Source organism: Streptomyces sp. SID5464, from assembly GCF_009862985.1.
Lineage (GTDB): Bacteria > Actinomycetota > Actinomycetes > Streptomycetales > Streptomycetaceae > Streptomyces > Streptomyces chartreusis_D.
In genome coordinates this window covers 125,295-142,647 of the sequence record NZ_WWIQ01000049.1, presented here as the reverse complement: position 1 = coordinate 142,647, position 17,353 = coordinate 125,295, and the positions used below count along the sequence as shown (strand labels likewise).

At 72.4% G+C, this 17,353-nt stretch carries 14 protein-coding genes and 1 pseudogene; 12 read left to right on the top strand and 3 right to left on the bottom strand.

Annotated features, from left to right (window positions below; translation table 11 throughout):
- Positions 1–90 precede the first annotated feature (90 nt).
- Positions 91–330, bottom strand: coding sequence for a heavy-metal-associated domain-containing protein (locus GTY47_RS23720; RefSeq protein WP_010046849.1), 240 nt, complete (start codon positions 328–330; stop codon positions 91–93).
- Between the two features lie 204 nt (positions 331–534).
- On the opposite strand from GTY47_RS23720, the gene GTY47_RS23715 reads away from it, so the two are divergent.
- Complete coding sequence (locus GTY47_RS23715) at positions 535–1,578, top strand: zinc-dependent alcohol dehydrogenase family protein (RefSeq protein ID WP_010046846.1); 1,044 nt, start codon at positions 535–537, stop codon at positions 1,576–1,578.
- A 61-nt stretch (positions 1,579–1,639) separates the two neighbouring features.
- Here the strand turns inward: GTY47_RS23715 and GTY47_RS23710 are convergent, their stop codons facing one another.
- On the bottom strand, positions 1,640–1,840 hold the full coding sequence (locus GTY47_RS23710; RefSeq protein WP_010046844.1) for a MerR family transcriptional regulator: 201 nt from the start codon (positions 1,838–1,840) through the stop codon (positions 1,640–1,642).
- 368 nt (positions 1,841–2,208) lie between these two features.
- Here GTY47_RS23710 and iolC point away from each other — a divergent pair, with 368 nt between their 5' ends.
- The 11 genes and pseudogenes from iolC to GTY47_RS23660 all read left to right on the top strand — a co-directional run bounded on the left by iolC (position 2,209) and on the right by GTY47_RS23660 (position 15,789).
- Entirely contained in the window at positions 2,209–3,159 is a 951-nt protein-coding gene (gene iolC / locus GTY47_RS23705; RefSeq protein ID WP_010046843.1) for a 5-dehydro-2-deoxygluconokinase, read from the top strand.
- Positions 3,156–4,037, top strand: coding sequence for a hypothetical protein (locus GTY47_RS23700; RefSeq protein ID WP_010046839.1), 882 nt, complete (start codon positions 3,156–3,158; stop codon positions 4,035–4,037). Before iolC ends, GTY47_RS23700 begins: the two co-directional genes overlap by 4 nt.
- Positions 4,038–4,095: 58 nt before the next feature.
- Positions 4,096–4,200, top strand: a pseudogene (locus GTY47_RS41185) (5-deoxy-glucuronate isomerase); the annotation flags it as partial.
- 73 nt (positions 4,201–4,273) lie between these two features.
- Positions 4,274–6,157: a 3D-(3,5/4)-trihydroxycyclohexane-1,2-dione acylhydrolase (decyclizing) gene (gene iolD / locus GTY47_RS23690; RefSeq protein ID WP_010046837.1), complete on the top strand. Its 1,884-nt coding sequence runs from the start codon at positions 4,274–4,276 to the stop codon at positions 6,155–6,157.
- Between the two features lie 14 nt (positions 6,158–6,171).
- The gene (gene mmsA / locus GTY47_RS23685) at positions 6,172–7,674 is read left to right on the top strand and encodes a CoA-acylating methylmalonate-semialdehyde dehydrogenase (protein ID WP_010046836.1); all 1,503 of its coding nucleotides are present in this window, start codon (positions 6,172–6,174) and stop codon (positions 7,672–7,674) included.
- Positions 7,675–7,873: 199 nt separating this feature from the next.
- Positions 7,874–9,265 (top strand): APC family permease, encoded by a 1,392-nt coding sequence (locus GTY47_RS23680; protein WP_010046834.1) that lies wholly within the window; start codon positions 7,874–7,876, stop codon positions 9,263–9,265.
- A 198-nt stretch (positions 9,266–9,463) separates the two neighbouring features.
- The gene (locus GTY47_RS23675) at positions 9,464–12,118 is read left to right on the top strand and encodes a CocE/NonD family hydrolase (protein ID WP_010046831.1); all 2,655 of its coding nucleotides are present in this window, start codon (positions 9,464–9,466) and stop codon (positions 12,116–12,118) included.
- Positions 12,115–12,987 carry an ABC transporter permease gene (locus GTY47_RS23670; protein WP_010046827.1) on the top strand — a complete coding sequence of 291 codons (873 nt, stop codon included), beginning with the start codon at positions 12,115–12,117 and terminating at the stop codon, positions 12,985–12,987. The genes GTY47_RS23675 and GTY47_RS23670 overlap by 4 nt, the downstream gene beginning before the upstream one ends.
- A gap of 148 nt (positions 12,988–13,135) precedes the next feature.
- Complete coding sequence (locus GTY47_RS23665) at positions 13,136–14,671, top strand: VWA domain-containing protein (RefSeq protein ID WP_010046824.1); 1,536 nt, start codon at positions 13,136–13,138, stop codon at positions 14,669–14,671.
- Between the two features lie 119 nt (positions 14,672–14,790).
- The gene (locus tag GTY47_RS41685; protein WP_267880849.1) at positions 14,791–14,916 is read left to right on the top strand and encodes a hypothetical protein; all 126 of its coding nucleotides are present in this window, start codon (positions 14,791–14,793) and stop codon (positions 14,914–14,916) included.
- 156 nt (positions 14,917–15,072) lie between these two features.
- Complete coding sequence (locus tag GTY47_RS23660) at positions 15,073–15,789, top strand: chaplin (protein WP_010046819.1); 717 nt, start codon at positions 15,073–15,075, stop codon at positions 15,787–15,789.
- 297 nt (positions 15,790–16,086) lie between these two features.
- Here the strand turns inward: GTY47_RS23660 and GTY47_RS23655 are convergent, their stop codons facing one another.
- A complete protein-coding gene (locus GTY47_RS23655) occupies positions 16,087–17,352 on the bottom strand; it encodes an NAD(P)-binding domain-containing protein (protein WP_029181656.1) in 1,266 nt (421 codons plus the stop codon).
- Position 17,353 lies beyond the last annotated feature (1 nt).

Sequence of the window (17,353 nt, the reverse complement as noted above, 5' to 3'; positions counted from 1 at the left end):
GGCCGGGGCGGCGGCGTACGGCCCGTACGTCTGTATGAGTGCCAGGACCGGGGTGTCTCAGGCCTGTGCGTCTCGGGCTCGGGAAACCGGTCAGGCCTTCCCGGCCAGCTCGAAACCGGCCTCGTCGACGGCCGCGCGCACGGCCCCGTCGTCGAGCGGGGTGGCGGAGACGACGGTGACCTCGCCGGTCGAGGCGACGGCCGTCACGGAACTGACGCCGGAGATCTGGGAGATCTCCCCGGAGACGGCACCCTCGCAGTGTCCGCAGCTCATGCCGCTCACCTTGTAGACGGTGGTGACGGGTCCCGTGGTGTCGGTCTGGGCGGTCATGTCGTTACTCCTCGTCGAGGCATGTGTGGCGATGGGGACCTGTGGGGTCCCCACTCGTCCAACTGTACCCCTAGGGGGTATGAGTTCACGACGCCCCCGGCCGGCGGTCGCGGGTACGGCACGGGCTAGCGTTCCCCGAGGCGCTGACTGCCCGGGGCGCCGGGACCCCCGGCGCCCCGGACGCGAACGGAAGGCGGGGAGATCATGCGGGCCGTGGTGTTCGAGCGGGACGGGGAGCCGGCCGAGGTGCGGGACGTCGCCGATCCGGAGCCGGCGGAGCACGGGGTCGTCGTGCGGGTCGAGGCCACGGGGCTGTGCCGCAGCGACTGGCACGGCTGGCAGGGCCACGACCCGGACATCGCGCTGCCGCACGTGCCGGGGCATGAACTCGCCGGGGTCGTCGAGGCGGTGGGCGACCGGGTGACCCGCTGGGGGCCCGGCGACCGGGTCACCGTGCCGTTCATCTGCGCCTGCGGCACCTGCCCGTCCTGCGCGGCGGGCGACCACCAGGTGTGCGAGCGGCAGACCCAGCCCGGCTTCTCGCACTGGGGCTCCTTCGCCCAGTACGTGGCCCTGGACCACGCCGACGTCAACCTCGTGGCGCTCCCCGGGGAGCTGTCCTTCGCGACGGCGGCCTCCCTCGGCTGCCGGTTCGCCACGGCGTACCGGGCGGTGGTGCGGCAGGGCCGCGTCGCGGCGGGGGAGTGGGTGGCGGTGCACGGCTGCGGCGGGGTCGGTCTCTCCGCGGTGATGATCGCGGCGGCGTCGGGCGCGCGGGTCGTGGCCGTCGACGTGTCGGCCCGAGCGCTGGACCTGGCGCGGGAGTTCGGGGCGGCGCGGTGCCTGGACGCGTCGGCCGTGCCGGACCCGGCGGCGGCGGTCCGTGACCTCACCGGTGGTGGTGCCCACCTCTCCCTCGACGCGCTCGGTTCCCCCGCCACCTGCGCCGCCTCCGTGAACGGCCTGCGCCGTCGCGGCCGGCACGTCCAGGTCGGCCTGCTGCCCTCGCCGACCGGCACGACACCCGTGCCGATGGCCCGCGCGATCGCCCTGGAGCTGGAACTCCTCGGCAGCCACGGCATGGCCGCGCACGGCTACCCGCCGATGCTGGAGCTGGTCCGCAGCGGCGTCCTGCGCCCCGACCTGCTGGTGACCTCCACGATCCCGCTGGACGAGGCGCCGCCCGCCCTGGCGGCGATGGGGACGGCGTCACCGGCGGGCGCGACGGTGATCGAGCCGTGGCGCTGACCCTCCCCCGGAGACACCCGTGCCCCACGCGACGGTGGGGCACGGGGTCGGGCCGGGAGGGTCAGTCGGCTCTTCGGGCGCGGTTGGCGGGCCGGGACGCCACCCAGGCCCGGACCGTGTCGGCGTACCAGTAGGGCTTGCCGTTCTCGACGTGGTCGGGCGGGGGCAGCAGCCCGTGCTTGCGGTAGGACCGCACGGTGTCCGGCTGCACCCGGATGTGTGCGGCGATCTCCTTGTAGGACCAGAGCCTTCGGTCGGTCATGACGTGCACCTCCCCGCGCGCGCCACGGCGGCGGCCGGGGACGGCCGTCCGGGGGAGCCGGGCGCTGCGCTGGCGATCAACAAGCCTGTGTCCGTGTCAACGACGCCCGGTGACGCAGGGCAGGGCCTGTGCGCCGGGTGTGACGGAAGGCCCGGGTACCTGCGACACCTGTGACAGGACGGGGGTGTTCGTGACACGGCCGGGGCACACGGGCACGGCGGAGCTCCGGCGGGGCGTCTTGACGCACATGCGCCCCCGGCATCCGGAAAGCGCTGTCATGATCTGGTCCGAATGTCCGGACAAAACATTGACAGCGCTTCGGGAAGGGGACTACAAAGCCGGGGAGAGCCGACACCGAGGGGAAGCCGATGGCGTACGACCTGATCACCATGGGGCGCATCGGAGTGGATCTGTATCCGCTCCAGACGGGCGTCCCGCTGCCGCAGGTCACCTCCTTCGGCAAGTTCCTCGGCGGCTCGGCCACGAACGTCGCGGTCGCCGCGGCCCGCCTGGGACGGCACACGGCGGTGATCACCCGCACCGGCGACGACCCGTTCGGCACCTACCTGCACGAGGCCCTGAAGGGCTTCGGCGTGGACGACCGCTGGGTCACCCCGGTCCCCGGCCTGCCCACCCCGGTCACCTTCTGCGAGGTCTTCCCGCCGGACGACTTCCCGCTGTACTTCTACCGGCGGCCCAAGGCCCCCGACCTGGAGATCGACGCCCACGAGCTCGACCTGGACGCCATCCGTGACGCCCGCGTCTTCTGGATCACGGGCACGGGCCTGAGCGAGGAACCGAGCCGTACGGCGACCCTCGCGGCCCTCGCCCACCGCGCCAAGTCCGGCACGACGGTCTTCGACCTCGACTGGCGCCCGATGTTCTGGACGGACCCGGACGCGGCCCGCCCCTTCTACGAGGAGGCCCTGCGCCACACCACCGTCGCCGTCGGCAACCTCGACGAGGTGGAGGTCGCCACCGGCGTGCGCGAGCCCCACGCCGCCGCCCGGGCACTGCTGGACGCCGGTGTCGAGCTGGCCGTCGTCAAGCAGGGCCCGAAGGGCGTCCTCGCCGTCGACCGCGACGGCGCCACCGCCGAGGTCCCGCCGCTGCCCGTGAACGTCCTCAACGGCCTCGGGGCCGGAGACGCCTTCGGCGGGTCCCTCGTCCACGGTCTCCTGGCCGGCTGGGACCTGGAGAAGACCATGCGGCACGCCAACGCCGCCGGCGCCATCGTCGCCTCCCGCCTGGAGTGCTCCTCCGCGATGCCCACCGAGGACGAGATCGAGGCGGCCGTCACCGCGGGGGCCGTCAAGTGACCGTCGACGTGAGTGAACTCGTCCGCCTCCGCAGCCGGCGACCGGAGGCGATCGCCGAGGCCGCCGCCCGCCGCCCCCGTCGGCCCCTGCTGAACGACAACGGCCGGCTGATGATCGTCGCCGCCGACCATCCGGCCCGCGGCGCCCTGGGCGTCGGCGGCCGCAGCATGGCCATGGCCAACCGCGCCGACCTGCTGGAACGCCTCTGCCTGGCGCTGTCCCGCCCGGGCGTGGACGGCGTCCTCGCCACCGCCGACATCCTCGACGACCTGCTCCTGCTCGGCGCGCTCGACGGCAAGGTCGTCATGGGCTCGATGAACCGCGGCGGCCTCCAGGGCGCGCGCTTCGAACTCGACGACCGCTTCACCGGCCACCGCCCCGAGGACCTCGAGCGCCTCGGCTTCGACGCGGGCAAACTGCTCCTGCGCATCGACTACGACGACCCGGGCTCCCTCACCACCCTGGAGTCCACCGCCCGCGCCGTCGACGACATGGCGGCCCGCAAGCTCCCCGTCTTCGTCGAGCCGTTCATCTCCCGCCGCGACGAGACGGGCCGGCTGCGCAACGACCTGTCCGCCGAGGCCGTCACCCGGTCCATCGCCATCGCCTCGGGCCTGGGCGGCAGTTCCGCCTACACCTGGCTGAAGGTGCCGGTCACCGACAACCCCGACGACATGGCCGAGGTCATGGCCGCCTCCACGCTGCCCGCCGTACTGCTGGGCGGCGAGGTGGGCGACGATCAGGACGGGGCGTACGAGAAGTGGCGCGGCGCTCTCCAACTGCCCACCGTGCGCGGGCTGGTGGTCGGCCGTTCGCTGCTGTACCCGGCGGACGGCGATGTGGCCGCCGCCGTGGACACCGCCGTAGGACTGCTGTGAGGGCCGCCTCATGACCCGTGTGCGCACAGAAGACCAGGAGTTCCGTCTCCCGGGCAGGTCCCGGGCCCAGATCGCCTCCGGCGCGGGAAGCCGCTTTGCTTTGGCAGGAGCGAAGTGCGAGCGACAACTCCCCGCCCGCTACGGCCCCGCGCCGGAGGTCCCCCACGCGAGGCGCACGTGCTGAACGCCCGCGGCGGCCCCTGCGTACCCGTCTCCATCCACAGGGAGGGACACCGATGACCCCGACGACGAGGCTGACGGCCGCACAGGCGCTCATACGCTTCCTCGCCGCCCAGTACACCGAACGCGACGGCGTACGGCAGCGGCTCATCGGCGCCACCTGGGGCATCTTCGGCCACGGCAACGTCGCCGGACTCGGCCAGGCGCTCCTGGAGCACACCGAGGAGATGCCCTACCACCAGGGCCGCAACGAACAGGCCATGGTGCACGCGGCGGTCGGCTACGCCCGCCAGTCCAACCGGCTGTCCACGCACGCGGTGACGACCTCCATCGGCCCGGGCGCCACCAACCTCGTCACCGGCGCCGCCCTGGCGACCATCAACCACCTGCCGGTGCTGCTCCTGCCCGGCGACGTGTTCGCGACCCGCCCCGCCGACCCGGTCCTCCAGCAGCTCGAAGTGTTGTACGCGGGCGACGTCTCGGTCAACGACTGCCTGCGCCCGGTGTCGAAGTACTTCGACCGGATCACGCGCCCGGAGGCCCTGATCCCCTCGGCGCTGAACGCGATGCGCGTGCTCACCGACCCCGTCGAGACCGGCGCCGTCACCCTGGCGCTGCCCCAGGACGTGCAGGCCGAGGCGTACGACTGGCCCGACGAGTTCTTCGCCGAGCGCGTCTGGACCGTACGGCGTCCCGGCGCCGACCCGGCGGAACTCGCCGAGGCGGTACGGGCCATCCGCGCGGCGAGGAGGCCCCTGGTCGTCGCGGGCGGCGGCGTCCACCACAGCCGCGCCGAGGAGGCGCTCGCCGAGTTCGCCGGGACCACCGGCATCCCGGTCGCCTCCACCCAGGCCGGCAAGGGCTCCCTGCGGCACGACCACCCCCAGGACGTCGGCGGTATCGGCCACACCGGCACGGCCACCGCGGACGAACTCGCCCGCACCGCCGACCTGGTGATCGGCGTCGGCACCCGCTACACCGACTTCACCACCGCCTCCGGCACCCTCTTCACCGGCGAGAACGTCCGGTTCCTCAACCTCAACATCGCCTCGTTCGACGGCCACAAGCTCGCCGGGCAGCCCCTGATCGCGGACGCCCGCACCGGCCTCGAGGAGCTGACCGAGCGGCTGCAGATGCACGGCCACCGGGTCGCACCGTCGTACGCCACCGAGTACACCGAGGACAAGGAGCGCTGGGAGCAGCGCGTCGACGCCTGCTACGAGGTGGACGAGCCGGACACCCGCCCGTCCCAGCCGCAGGTCCTCGGCGTCCTGGACGCCCTGGTCGACGAGTCGGACATCCTCATCAACGCCGCCGGTTCCCTCCCCGGCGACCTGCACAAACTGTGGCGGACCCGGTCCCGCGACCAGTACCACCTGGAGTACGGCTACTCCTGCATGGGCTACGAGATCCCGGCCGCCATCGGCGTGAAGCTGGCCGCCCCCGACCGTCCCGTGTGGGCGCTGGTCGGCGACGGCACGTACCTGATGATGCCGACGGAGATCGTGACGGCCGTGCAGGAGGGCATCGCGATCAAGGTCCTGATCATCCAGAACCACGGCTACGCGTCCATCGGCGGGCTGTCCGAGTCGGTGGGCGGCGAGCGGTTCGGCACCGCCTACCGCTTCCCGTCCGAGGACGGCACGTACACGGGGCCGCCGCTGCCGGTGGACCTCGCCGCGAACGCGGCCAGCCTCGGCATGCGCGTACTGCGCGCGAAGACCGTGCGGGACCTCGAGGCGGCGCTCGCCGAGGCCCGGGCCGCCGACACTCCCACATGTGTCTACGTGGAGACCCAAACGGCAGACACAGTGTCGGGCGCGCCTCCCGCGCAGGCCTGGTGGGATGTACCCGTGGCCGAAACCGCGACACGGCCGTCCGCGGTCAAGGCACGTGAGCTGTACGAACGGCACGTCTCCACCCGACGCCGCCATCTGTGAAGGAGTTCCCGGCCATGACGAAGATCGTCAACCACTGGATCGGCGGCAAGACCGTCGAAGGCGCCTCGGGCACACACGGGCCGGTGACCGATCCGGCGACCGGCGAGGTGACGACGAAGGTCGCGTTCGCCTCGGTCGACGAGGTGGACGCGGCGGTGGCAGCCGCCAAGGAGGCCTTCACCACCTGGGGCCAGTCCTCCCTGGCCCAGCGCACGTCCATCCTCTTCAAGTTCCGGGCGCTGCTCGACGCGCACCGCGACGAGATCGCCGAGCTGATCACCGCCGAGCACGGCAAGGTGCACTCCGACGCCCTCGGCGAGGTCGCCCGCGGCCTGGAGATCGTCGACCTGGCCTGCGGCATCAGCGTGCAGCTGAAGGGCGAGCTGTCCACGCAGGTGGCGAGCCGCGTCGACGTGTCCTCGATCCGTCAGCCGCTCGGTGTCGTCGCCGGCATCACGCCGTTCAACTTCCCGGCGATGGTGCCGATGTGGATGTTCCCCGTCGCCATCGCGTGCGGCAACACCTTCGTGCTGAAGCCGTCCGAGAAGGACCCGTCGGCGTCGGTCAGGATCGCCGAACTGCTGGCCGAGGCGGGCCTGCCCGATGGCGTGTTCAACGTCGTCCACGGCGACAAGGTGGCCGTGGACCGCCTCCTGGAGCACCCGGACGTCAAGGCCGTCTCGTTCGTCGGCTCGACCCCGATCGCCCGCTACATCCACACCACCGCCTCCGCCAACGGCAAGCGCGTCCAGGCGCTCGGCGGCGCCAAGAACCACATGCTGGTCCTCCCGGACGCCGACCTCGACGCGGCCGCCGACGCCGCCGTGTCCGCCGCCTACGGCTCGGCGGGCGAGCGCTGCATGGCCATCTCCGCGGTCGTCGCGGTCGGCGCGATCGGCGACGAACTGGTGGAGAAGATCCGCGAGCGCGCCGAGAAGATCAAGATCGGCCCCGGCAACGACCCGACCTCCGAGATGGGCCCGCTGATCACCAAGGTCCACCGCGACAAGGTGGCGTCCTACGTCGAGGGCGCGGCGGCCGAGGGCTGCGAGGTCGTGCTGGACGGCACCGGCCACACCGTCGACGGCTTCGAGAACGGCCACTGGATCGGCATCTCCCTGCTCGACAAGGTGCCCACGTCCGCCAAGGCCTACCAGGACGAGATCTTCGGCCCGGTCCTGTGCGTGCTGCGCACCGAGACCTACGAGGAGGCCCTGGACCTGATCAACGCCTCGCCGTTCGGCAACGGCACCGCGATCTTCACCCGGGACGGCGGCGCGGCCCGCCGCTTCCAGCTGGAGGTCGAGGCCGGCATGGTCGGCGTGAACGTCCCGATCCCGGTCCCCGTGGGCTACCACTCCTTCGGCGGCTGGAAGGACTCGCTCTTCGGCGACCACCACATCTACGGCAACGACGGCACGCACTTCTACACCCGCGGCAAGGTCGTCACCACCCGCTGGCCGGACCCGGCCGACGCCCCGGCGGGCGTGGACCTGGGCTTCCCGCGCAACCACTGAGATTTTTCTCCGGGGGTGCCTGCGGTTCTCGCAGGCACCCCCGGACCTGTTCCCATTGACGACTTGTGCTCAAAAGGACAGTCGATGGGCTAGTTCACTGCGGATTTCGTAGGTAAACAGCCATTGACGTGCTGCTTTCGTCGGGGTTCGATGCTGCGCACATCCACCGCCGAGCCACCGAGCCGATGGGAACCGCCGCATGACCGACACGCTCCGCCCTGTCGAGACCGCCGTCGCGCACGCGCCGGACAGGCGTCCCAGGAAGCTCAAGCGCTCCATCGGAGTCGTCGGCGGCACCTTGCTCACCCTCTCCTGCGTCACGCCCGCCTCCACACTGTTCGTGGTGGTCCCCGACCTGTTCGGCTCGCTCGGCACCGCCACCGCCCTCACCATCGCCATCGGCTCGCTGCTCTGCGTAGCGGTGGCGTTCTGCTACTCGGAGCTGGGCACCCTGGTCCCGAGCGCCGGCGGCGAGTACGCCATGGTCTCGACGCTGGCCGGAAGGCTCGCCGGCTGGCTGGTCTTCGTCCTGTCCCTCCTGGTCGTGATGATCGTCCCGCCGGTCATCGCGATGGGCACGGCCGACTACCTCGCCCCCCTCGTTCACCTCGACCCGTCCTGGACGGGCGCCTCCGTGATGCTCCTCGCGACCCTCGCCGGCCTGCTCGACCTGCGCGCCAACGCCTGGATCACCGGCGTCTTCCTGGTCCTGGAAGTCATCGCGGCTGCGGTGGTGGCGGTGCTGGGCTTCGCCCATGCCGAGCGCGGCACCGGCAGCCTGGTCTCGATGCAGGTGGCGGCCCCGGACGGCACCCCGGACACGGTCACCGCCCTGCTCGTGGTCTCCGGCCTCGCGATCGCCCTGTTCGTCACCCAGGGCTTCTCCACCGCCGTCTACCTATCCGAGGAGCTGGAGAACCCGCGCCGCTCAGTGGCCCGCACGGTCCTCGCCACGCTCGCCATCTCCACCGTCATCATCCTGGTCCCGGTCGCCGCGATCACCCTGGGCGCCCCGGACCTCGCCGCACTGACCGGCGGGGACATCGGCACCATGGTCACCGCCTGGTCCAACACGGCCGTCGGCACGTTCGTCAGCCTCTGCGTGGCCCTCGCGATCATCAACGCCGGCATCGTCATGGTCATCCAGAACTCCCGCGTCCTGTTCGCCTCGGCCCGGGACAAGGCCTGGCCCGACCCGGTCAACACCCTCTTCTCCCGCCTCGGCCGCTTCGGCTCCCCCTGGGTCTCCACCCTCGCGGTGGGCATCCCGGGCGCCGCCCTGTGCTTCGTGAACCTGGACACCCTCTACGGCGTCACGGGCGTCTCGGTGACGGGCATGTACCTCCTGGTCGCCGTCGCCGCGCTGCGCTCCCGCCGAGGAACCCACCAGCACACCCCGGCCTGGCGCATGCCCCTCTGGCCGGCCGCCCCGCTCCTCCTGATCGTGTTCCTGGTCTACATCCTGATCCAACAGGACCCGACGTACCTCCTCTGGACGGGCGGCATCACGGCGGCGGCGACCCTGTACTGGGCCCTCTACCTGCGCCCGCGACCGGAGACCCGCTGGCTGGTGTCGATCCCGCAAGAGTGACCGCATGCCCCAAGGGGGCGCGGGGAACCGCGCGACAAGCCACAGCGCACCCGCGGACGGCCGCGCACCACAGGGACCGGGCTCGATGCCGTACACCACCCGCGGTACGCCGAAGGCCCTGCGTACTCCCCCAGGAGGCCCCCCACTTCAGCCTCCGGTCGACAACTGTTCGACAGCTTCACCCCGTACCGTTGACGCATGGATCTTCGACTGCCCGGACTGAACGGGCTGCTTCGGAGGCCCCGGAGGCTGCTCGCCGCCGGGGCCGCCGTCGTCGTTCTCGCGGGCGCGGGGACATGGACGGCCGTCGCGTCCGACGAGGCGCCCCCGGTCGACCGCGCCGACCGGATCCTGGACACGGGGAACGGGGTGCGTATCGACACCTCCTACTTCACCTCCCAAGGAGCCGGCCGCCGCCCCGCCGTCCTGCTCGGCCACGGCTTCGGCGGCAGCAAGAACGACGTACGGCAGCAGGCCGAGGATCTCGCCAGAGACGGCTACGCGGTCCTGACCTGGTCGGCGCGCGGCTTCGGCAAGTCCAACGGGAAGATCGGGCTGAACGACCCCAAGGGCGAGGTCGCCGACGTCTCGAAGCTCATCGACTGGCTGGCGAAGCAGCCCCAGGTCGAACTCGACAAGCCCGGCGACCCCCGCGTCGGCATGGCCGGCGGCTCCTACGGCGGCGCGATCGCGCTGCTCACGGCGGGACACGACGACCGGGTGGACGCCATCGCCCCGGCCATCACGTACTGGAACCTCGCCGACGCGCTGTTCCCGAACGGCGTGTTCAAGAAGCTGTGGGCCGGCATCTTCGTCAACTCCGGCGGCGGCTGCGAGCGGTTCGAGCCCGCGCTGTGCCGGATGTACGAGCGGGTCGCCGAGTCGGGCAAACCGGACACCGAGGCGCGCAAGATGCTCGACGAGCGTTCGCCGTCCGCGGTCGGGGACCGCATCAAGGTGCCGACGCTGCTGATGCAGGGCCAGTCCGACTCCCTGTTCCCGCTCGGCCAGGCCGACCAGGCCGCGAAGGTCATCCGTGCGGGCGGCGCCCCGGTCGACGTCGACTGGATCGCCGGCGGCCACGACGGCGGCGACATGGAGACGAGCCGAGTCCAGGGCCGCGTGCGGAGCTGGTTCGACCGCTACCTGAAGGACGACCACGGCGTCGACACCGGCCCCGCCTTCCGCGTCACCCGCACCCTCGGCCTCGGCTCCGGAGACGGCGAACCCCGGCTGACCGGCGTGACCTCGGACCGCTACCCCGGCCTGGAGAGCAAGCAGCGCTCCATCGCCCTGGCCGGCCGCGAGCAGAGCTTCGACAACCCGCCCGGCGCGAGCCCGCCCGGCGTCTCGGCCCTGCCCGGCCTCGGCGGCGCGGGCGGCCTCAGCCAGCTGTCCTCGCTCGGCGTCGGGGTCTCCCTCGACTTCCCCGGCCAGTTCGCCGCGTTCGAGTCGGCCCCCTTCCGGGACGACGTCCAGATCACCGGCTCCCCGACGGCCACGGTCCACGTGAAGTCCACCAGCGACGACGCGGTGCTCTTCGCCAAGGTCTACGACGTCGGCCCGGGCGGCACCCAGCCGGTGCTGCCCTCCCAGCTGGTCACGCCGCTCAGGGTGGAGGGCGCCAAGGCCGGCAAGGACGTCACGATCACCCTCCCCGCGATCGACCACGAGGTCGACGACGGCCACCGGCTGCGCCTGGTCCTGGCCTCCACGGACCTCGGCTACGCCTCTCCGACCGCCCCGGCCACGTACACCGTCTCCCTCAAGGGCGCTCTGAAGGTTCCGTCGGCGCTCGGCGAGAGCAACCCACAGGGCCCGCTGCCCGCCTGGGTGTGGTGGATGCCCCTGGCCGGCGCCGCGATCGCCCTGGCGCTGATCGTCACGGGACGCCGCCGCACGGCCGCACCCGCCCCGCCGGACCCCGAGCTGGCAGAAGTACCGCTGCAGATCACGGACCTGACCAAGCGGTACGCCAAGGCCTCCGACCGGTACGCCGTCAAGGACCTGTCCTTCCGCGTCGAGAAGGGCCAGGTCCTCGGCCTGCTCGGCCCGAACGGCGCCGGCAAGACCACGACCCTGCGCATGCTGATGGGCCTGATCAAGCCGGACGGCGGCGAGGTCCGCGTCTTCGGCCACGCCATCAGTCCGGGCGCCCCGGTCCTGTCCCGGGTCGGTGCCTTCGTCGAGGGCGCGGGCTTCCTGCCGCACCTGTCCGGCCGGGAGAACCTGGAGCTGTACTGGCGCGCCACCGGCCGCCCGGCCGAGGACGCGCACATGGAGGAGGCCCTGGAGATCGCGGGCCTCGGCGACGCGCTCGCCCGTGCGGTGCGCACGTACTCCCAGGGCATGCGCCAGCGCCTCGCCATCGCCCAGGCCATGCTCGGCCTGCCGGACCTGCTCATACTCGACGAACCGACCAACGGCCTCGACCCGCCCCAGATCCGCGAGATGCGCGAGGTGATGATCCGCTACGCCGCCGCGGGGCGCACGGTCATCGTCTCCAGCCACCTCCTCGCGGAGGTCGAGCAGACCTGCACGCACCTGGTCGTGATGGACCACGGGCAGCTCGTCCAGGCCGGTCCGGTCGAGGACATCGTCGGCTCGGGCGACACCCTCCTGGTGGGCACGGCCACGCCCGTGGACGAGCCCGTCGTCGAGAAGGTCGCCGCCCTGCCGGGCGTCGCCTCGGCCGTGCCCGTCGACGAGGGCATCCTGGTCCAGCTCGACGCCGACGGCAGCCCGCAGCGCCTGGTCGCCGAACTCGTGCGCCTGGACGTGCCCGTGCGGTCGGTCGGCCCGCACCGCCGCCTGGAGGACGCCTTCCTCACCCTGATCGGAGCCGAAGCATGAGCAAGCTCGCCGACCGGGCCGAGCCCGTCGAGGTCGCCGACGGCTACCGCGCGGGCCGCACCCTGCCCTTCCGCGTCGAGCTGGTCCGGCAGTTGAAGCGGCGCCGCACGATGGTCATGGGCGGTGTCCTGTTCGCCCTGCCGGTCATCCTGCTCATCGCCTTCCAGGTCGGCGGCGACCCGGGCGGCAACAACAACCGCGTGAACCTCATGGACACGGCGACGGCGTCCGGGGCCAACTTCGCCGCCGTCAACCTCTTCTCCGCCGCCGGCTTCCTCCTCGTCATCCCCGTCGCCCTGTTCTGCGGCGACACGGTCGCCTCGGAGGCGAGCTGGTCGTCCCTGCGCTATCTGCTCGCGGCGCCCGTGCCCCGGGCCCGGCTGCTGTGGTCCAAGCTCGCCGTCGGACTCAGCCTGAGCCTCGCCGCGCTGGTGCTGCTGCCGATCGTCGCCCTCGTCGTCGGCACGGCCGCCTACGGCTGGGGCCCGCTCCAGCTGCCCACCGGCGGCACCCTGCCCACCGGCACCGCCGCCCAGCGCCTGCTGATCGTCGTCGTGTACATCATGGTGTCCCAACTGGTCACCGCGGCCCTCGCGTTCTGGCTGTCGACCCGGACGGACGCACCGCTCGGCGCGGTCGGCGGCGCGGTGTTCCTGACCATCATCGGCAGCGTCCTCGACGAGGTGACGGCCCTCGGCGACTGGCGGCACTTCCTGCCCGCGCACTGGCAGTACGCCTGGCTCGACGCCGTCCAGCCGCAGTTGCAGTGGACGGACATGATCCAGGGCACGTCGATCTCCGTAACGTACGCGCTCGTGCTGTTCGCCCTGGCCTTCCGCGGTTTCGCCCGCAAGGACGTCGTCTCCTAGGTCAACGGAGGATCACCCACCGGTCTCGAAGGCCGGTCCCCGTGGCCGCTTCGAGACGTTTCCGCAACGCCCCGTACCGCACGTTCCGGCCCCCTGCGCCGTCACAGTCGCAAGAAGCCGACGCCAACGGACCCAGGGGGCACGAACGATGCAGCCGTACGGAAGGCACGAGCGGTACCGGACGCGACACCTGCTGCTCGCACTCACGGCGGCCGGCGGGCTGCTGCTCACCGCGTGCGGCGGGACCACCGACAGCGGGAGCGACAGCCGGGCCGCCGACCGCCCCGACCACACCGCGGGCCTGCCCGCGCCCGCCCACGGAGACGAGGACGGCACCGGCGAGCAGGAGGACCGCGAAGCCGCCCCCGACCACCTGTCCACCTTCGCCCTCGACGTCGACACCGCCTCCTACGACTACGCCCGCCGTGCCCTGGCCGACGGCCGGCGCCCCGACCCCTCGACGGTCCGCCCCGAGGAGTTCGTCAACAGCTTCCGCCAGGACTACGAACGCCCCGACGGCGACGGCTTCTCGGTCACCGTCGACGGCGCCCGCACCGATGACGAGGACTGGTCCCTGGTCCGCGTGGGCCTGGCCACCCGCACCACGGAACGCACCGGCGAACGCCCGCCCGCCGCCCTCACCTTCGTCATCGACGTCTCGGGCTCCATGGCCGAACCGGGCCGCCTGGATCTCGCCCAGGAGTCCCTCTCGGTGCTGACGGACCGGCTGCGCGACGACGACTCGGTCGCGATCGTCGTCTTCAGCGACGAGGCGGAGACCGTCCTGCCCATGACCCGCCTCGACGGCAACCGCGACGAGATCCACGACGTCATCTCCGAGCTGGACACCCGGGACTCCACCAACCTCGGCGCGGGCGTCGAGACCGGTTACGAGACGGCCGTCGAGGGCCTGCGCGAGGGCGCGACCAACCGGGTCGTCCTCGTCTCCGACGCCCTCGCCAACACCGGCGACACCGACGCCGACACGATCCTGGAGCGGATCTCCGGCGAACGCCGCGAGCACGGCATCACCCTCTTCGGTGTCGGCGTCGGCAGCGACTACGGCGACGCCCTGATGGAACGCCTCGCCGACAAGGGCGACGGCCACACCGTGTACGTGTCCGGCACCGAGGAGGCCCGCGAGGTCTTCTGCGAGGAGCTCCCGCGCAACATCGACCTCACCGCCCGCGACGCCAAGGCCCAGGTCGCCTTCGACCCCGAGACCGTCGAGGAGTTCCGCCTGGTCGGCTACGACAACCGCCGGGTCGCCGACGAGGACTTCCGCGACGACCGCGTCGACGGCGGCGAGGTCGGTCCCGGCCACACCGTCACCGCCCTGTACGCCGTCCGCACCGAGCCGGGCGCCGAAGGCCACCTGGCCACCGCCACCGTCCGCTGGCTCGACCCGGACACCCGCGACCCGCACGAGGAGTCCGGCGACCTCGAGACCGGTGCCCTCCACGACTCCCTGCGTGCCGCCCCCAGCCGCTTCCAGGTCACCGCGGTGGCGGCCTACTTCGCCGACGCCCTCCGCTCGGGCGACGACCGCTACCACCGCCTCCCGGGAGCCCCGGTCCCCCTCGCTGAACTCGCCGGCCGTGCTCGCGCGTTGGCCGGGACCACGGACGACAGGGCGGTGCGCGAACTGGCCGAGGCCATCGAACAGGCAGACCGCCGCGGTTGAACACAGTTGCGGTCTTCGGAATGCGACGCGGGCCAACCGGGTGAACCTGCGGAACCAATTCTCCTGCACCGGGTTGATGAGGCAGTAGAGCATGCGGCGCTACGAGAAAGGAACGCGCAGTGCTCCAGGAGGCAATGAACGTCGCGGCCGCCGCCGCTCCTGCCATCGACATGCCGGTGACGGCCGCTGCCCCGGCGCTCGCCGACGGACCGGTCGTCGCGATGGGCAAGGGCGCGGAGCGCTGAACCGACTCCGCAGCCCCTTCGGCGCGAGCGCGCATCCACCACGCCTCATTCCTGTCCAGCGCTGCGACCTTCCGTGCCGCCACACCGCCGACCTTGGATGTGGATCTCCGTTCCGCGGCCGGCTGCCCCAATTCTTCAAGCAGGAGGACAACTGCAATGCGACAGACCCTGAGCAAGGGAGCTTTCGCGGCGGTCGCCGCCACGGGGATTCTGTCCCTGTATGGCAGCCCCGCCCTCGCTGACTCGGACGCGTCGGGAGTGGCGAAGGACTCTCCCGGTGTGTTGTCCGGGAACGCGGTGCAGGTGCCGGTCCACGTGCCGGTCAACCTGTGCGGCAACACCGTCGAAGTGCTCGCTGCGCTCAACGAGTCGTTCGGCAACGTCTGCCGCAACACCTCGCACAAGTCGAAGGGCTCCGGCGCGGACGCCTCGGGGGTCGCGAAGGGTTCCCCCGGCGTGGGGTCGAGCAACGTCGTGCAGGTGCCGGTCGACGTGCCGGTGAACGCGTGCGGCAACAACGTCGCCGGACTCGGGCTGTTCAACGAGGCGGCCGAGAACTCCTGCCACAACGGCTCGTACGGCGGCCACGGCGGCTACGGCGGCGAGGACGACACCCCGAAGCCGAGTGGTCAGGACCGGACACCCCCGGCCAAGGAGCGTCCCACGCCGCACGACGAGGAGACCCCGGACTCCCCGCCCGCGCCCGAGAAGGACAGCGAGAAGCCGTCCACCACGGAAGAGGAGAGCGGCCCGCTGCCCCAGCTGGCCGAGACCGGCAGTGAGGCGCTGGTGGCCGCCTCGGTCGCCAGCGCCGCGCTGATGGCCGGCGGGGTGATGCTGTACCGCCGCGGTCGCACCACCTGGTCCCGCTAGCTGTCGCCGGGTGCCGGACGCGACCCGCCCGGCACCCGCACCTCACCCCGGACCGGCGCCTGCCACCACCCGAGGCGGGCCACAGCCGGTCCGGGGACCACACGCCGCACCTTCCAGGGTCCCGGCGCGAGCCCTGGCTTCCCGGGACAAGCACCACCCGCACCCCCCGTCGACATGATCCGGGGGGTGTCGGCCGTCGCGCACACCGCACCTCCCACCGCCGCCCCCGGCACAAGGAAGGGCCGCTGACGACTCCGTCGCCGTCAGCGGCCCCCGTGTCACCCGCGCGGTTCCCCGTCAGCGCCGTACCGGAGACGGCGACTCGCTCCGGCTGCCGTCCACCGGTGCGGGGACGGTGCGGCCCGCCGGTGTCGCCCCGAGCCGGCGGCGCACACCGCGGACGAGGGTCGACGCCGTGAAGGACGCGCCCTGGACGAAGCGCATGGCCGGGCCGAAGCCCGAGGCCGTCACCAGGCCCGCGAGGAACAGGCCGGGGTAGGAGGACTCGAAGCTGCGCCCGACCTCCGGGGAGCCGTCCGGCAGTGCCGCGAGCGTGCCGCGCAACTCGGGGGAGAGCAGTCCGAGCCGGTCGCAACGCGCCCGGAACCCGGTCGCGGCGATGACGTGTTCGGTCTCCAGGCTGCGCAGGGCACCCGCGCGGCTCACCGTGTCCAGCCGTACCCCGCCCGGCACCGCACTGGCCGCGGTGACCTCATGGCCCGGCAGCAGCTCCACCACGCCCTCCACCCGGTCCCGCACCCACCACGCGCCCGCCGGCCCCAGCGCCGTGGTCGCGATGCGGGCCCGGGTCGGCTCCGGCAGCCGCCGGAAGAGGTTGGGGCGCTCCGAGTAGAACCAGTTCCGCCATCCGGGGCCGAGCCCGCTGTGGGGGGAGCGGGCCGACTGCCACCAGGGGCGCTCCCAGGGCGGCGGCACATCGTTCCACCGCAGCTGCGCCGCCCGCGCCAGCACCCGGACGCGGGTGCCCTGTTCGGCGAGCAGCGCCGCCGTCTCCAGGGCCGCCTGACCGCCACCGATCACCGTGACGTCCTTGCCGCGGAAGCGGTCGAGGTCGCTGTGGTGGCTGCTGTGGGTCACCAGCGCGGGGTGCAGTCCGCGCAGTGCCTGCGGTACCTCGACGAACGGCATCACACCGACCGCCAGGGCGACCGTCCGCGCGTGCACCTCCTGCCCGTCCTCGGTGACCGCCGTGAAACCGCCGGGCCCGGCCGCCACACGGGTCACCGTGCGCTCGTCCACCTCCGGCACGGCGTGGCGCGCGAACCACAGGCCGTACTGCGCGAACGCCTCGACGGGAATCGGATGCGCGTGACGTGCCGTCAGGCCGTGCTCCGCACAGTAGGCGTCCAGTCGCCACCGCCCGGCCGGGTCGGAGAGGTTGGACGCCCACGGTTCCGACTTCAGGAACATGCCGCGGGGCATGTTGTCCCGCCAGGAGGCCATGGGCCGGCCGAACACGCGCAGGTTCAGCCCGGCGGCCGCGGCGTGGGACGCGATCGACAGGCCGTACGGGCCTGCGCCCACCACCAGAAGGTCGTACACC

Bases quoted from the DNA above. Each gene is read 5' to 3' on its own strand.
- GTY47_RS23720 (WP_010046849.1), bottom strand. From the start codon at position 330: ATGACCGCCCAGACCGACACCACGGGACCCGTCACCACCGTCTACAAG.
- GTY47_RS23715 (WP_010046846.1), top strand. From the start codon at position 535: ATGCGGGCCGTGGTGTTCGAGCGGGACGGGGAGCCGGCCGAGGTGCGG.
- GTY47_RS23710 (WP_010046844.1), bottom strand. From the start codon at position 1,840: ATGACCGACCGAAGGCTCTGGTCCTACAAGGAGATCGCCGCACACATC.
- iolC (WP_010046843.1), top strand. From the start codon at position 2,209: ATGGCGTACGACCTGATCACCATGGGGCGCATCGGAGTGGATCTGTAT.
- iolD (WP_010046837.1), top strand. From the start codon at position 4,274: ATGACCCCGACGACGAGGCTGACGGCCGCACAGGCGCTCATACGCTTC.
- mmsA (WP_010046836.1), top strand. From the start codon at position 6,172: ATGACGAAGATCGTCAACCACTGGATCGGCGGCAAGACCGTCGAAGGC.
- GTY47_RS23680 (WP_010046834.1), top strand. From the start codon at position 7,874: ATGACCGACACGCTCCGCCCTGTCGAGACCGCCGTCGCGCACGCGCCG.
- GTY47_RS23675 (WP_010046831.1), top strand. From the start codon at position 9,464: ATGGATCTTCGACTGCCCGGACTGAACGGGCTGCTTCGGAGGCCCCGG.
- GTY47_RS23670 (WP_010046827.1), top strand. From the start codon at position 12,115: ATGAGCAAGCTCGCCGACCGGGCCGAGCCCGTCGAGGTCGCCGACGGC.
- GTY47_RS23665 (WP_010046824.1), top strand. From the start codon at position 13,136: ATGCAGCCGTACGGAAGGCACGAGCGGTACCGGACGCGACACCTGCTG.
- GTY47_RS23660 (WP_010046819.1), top strand. From the start codon at position 15,073: ATGCGACAGACCCTGAGCAAGGGAGCTTTCGCGGCGGTCGCCGCCACG.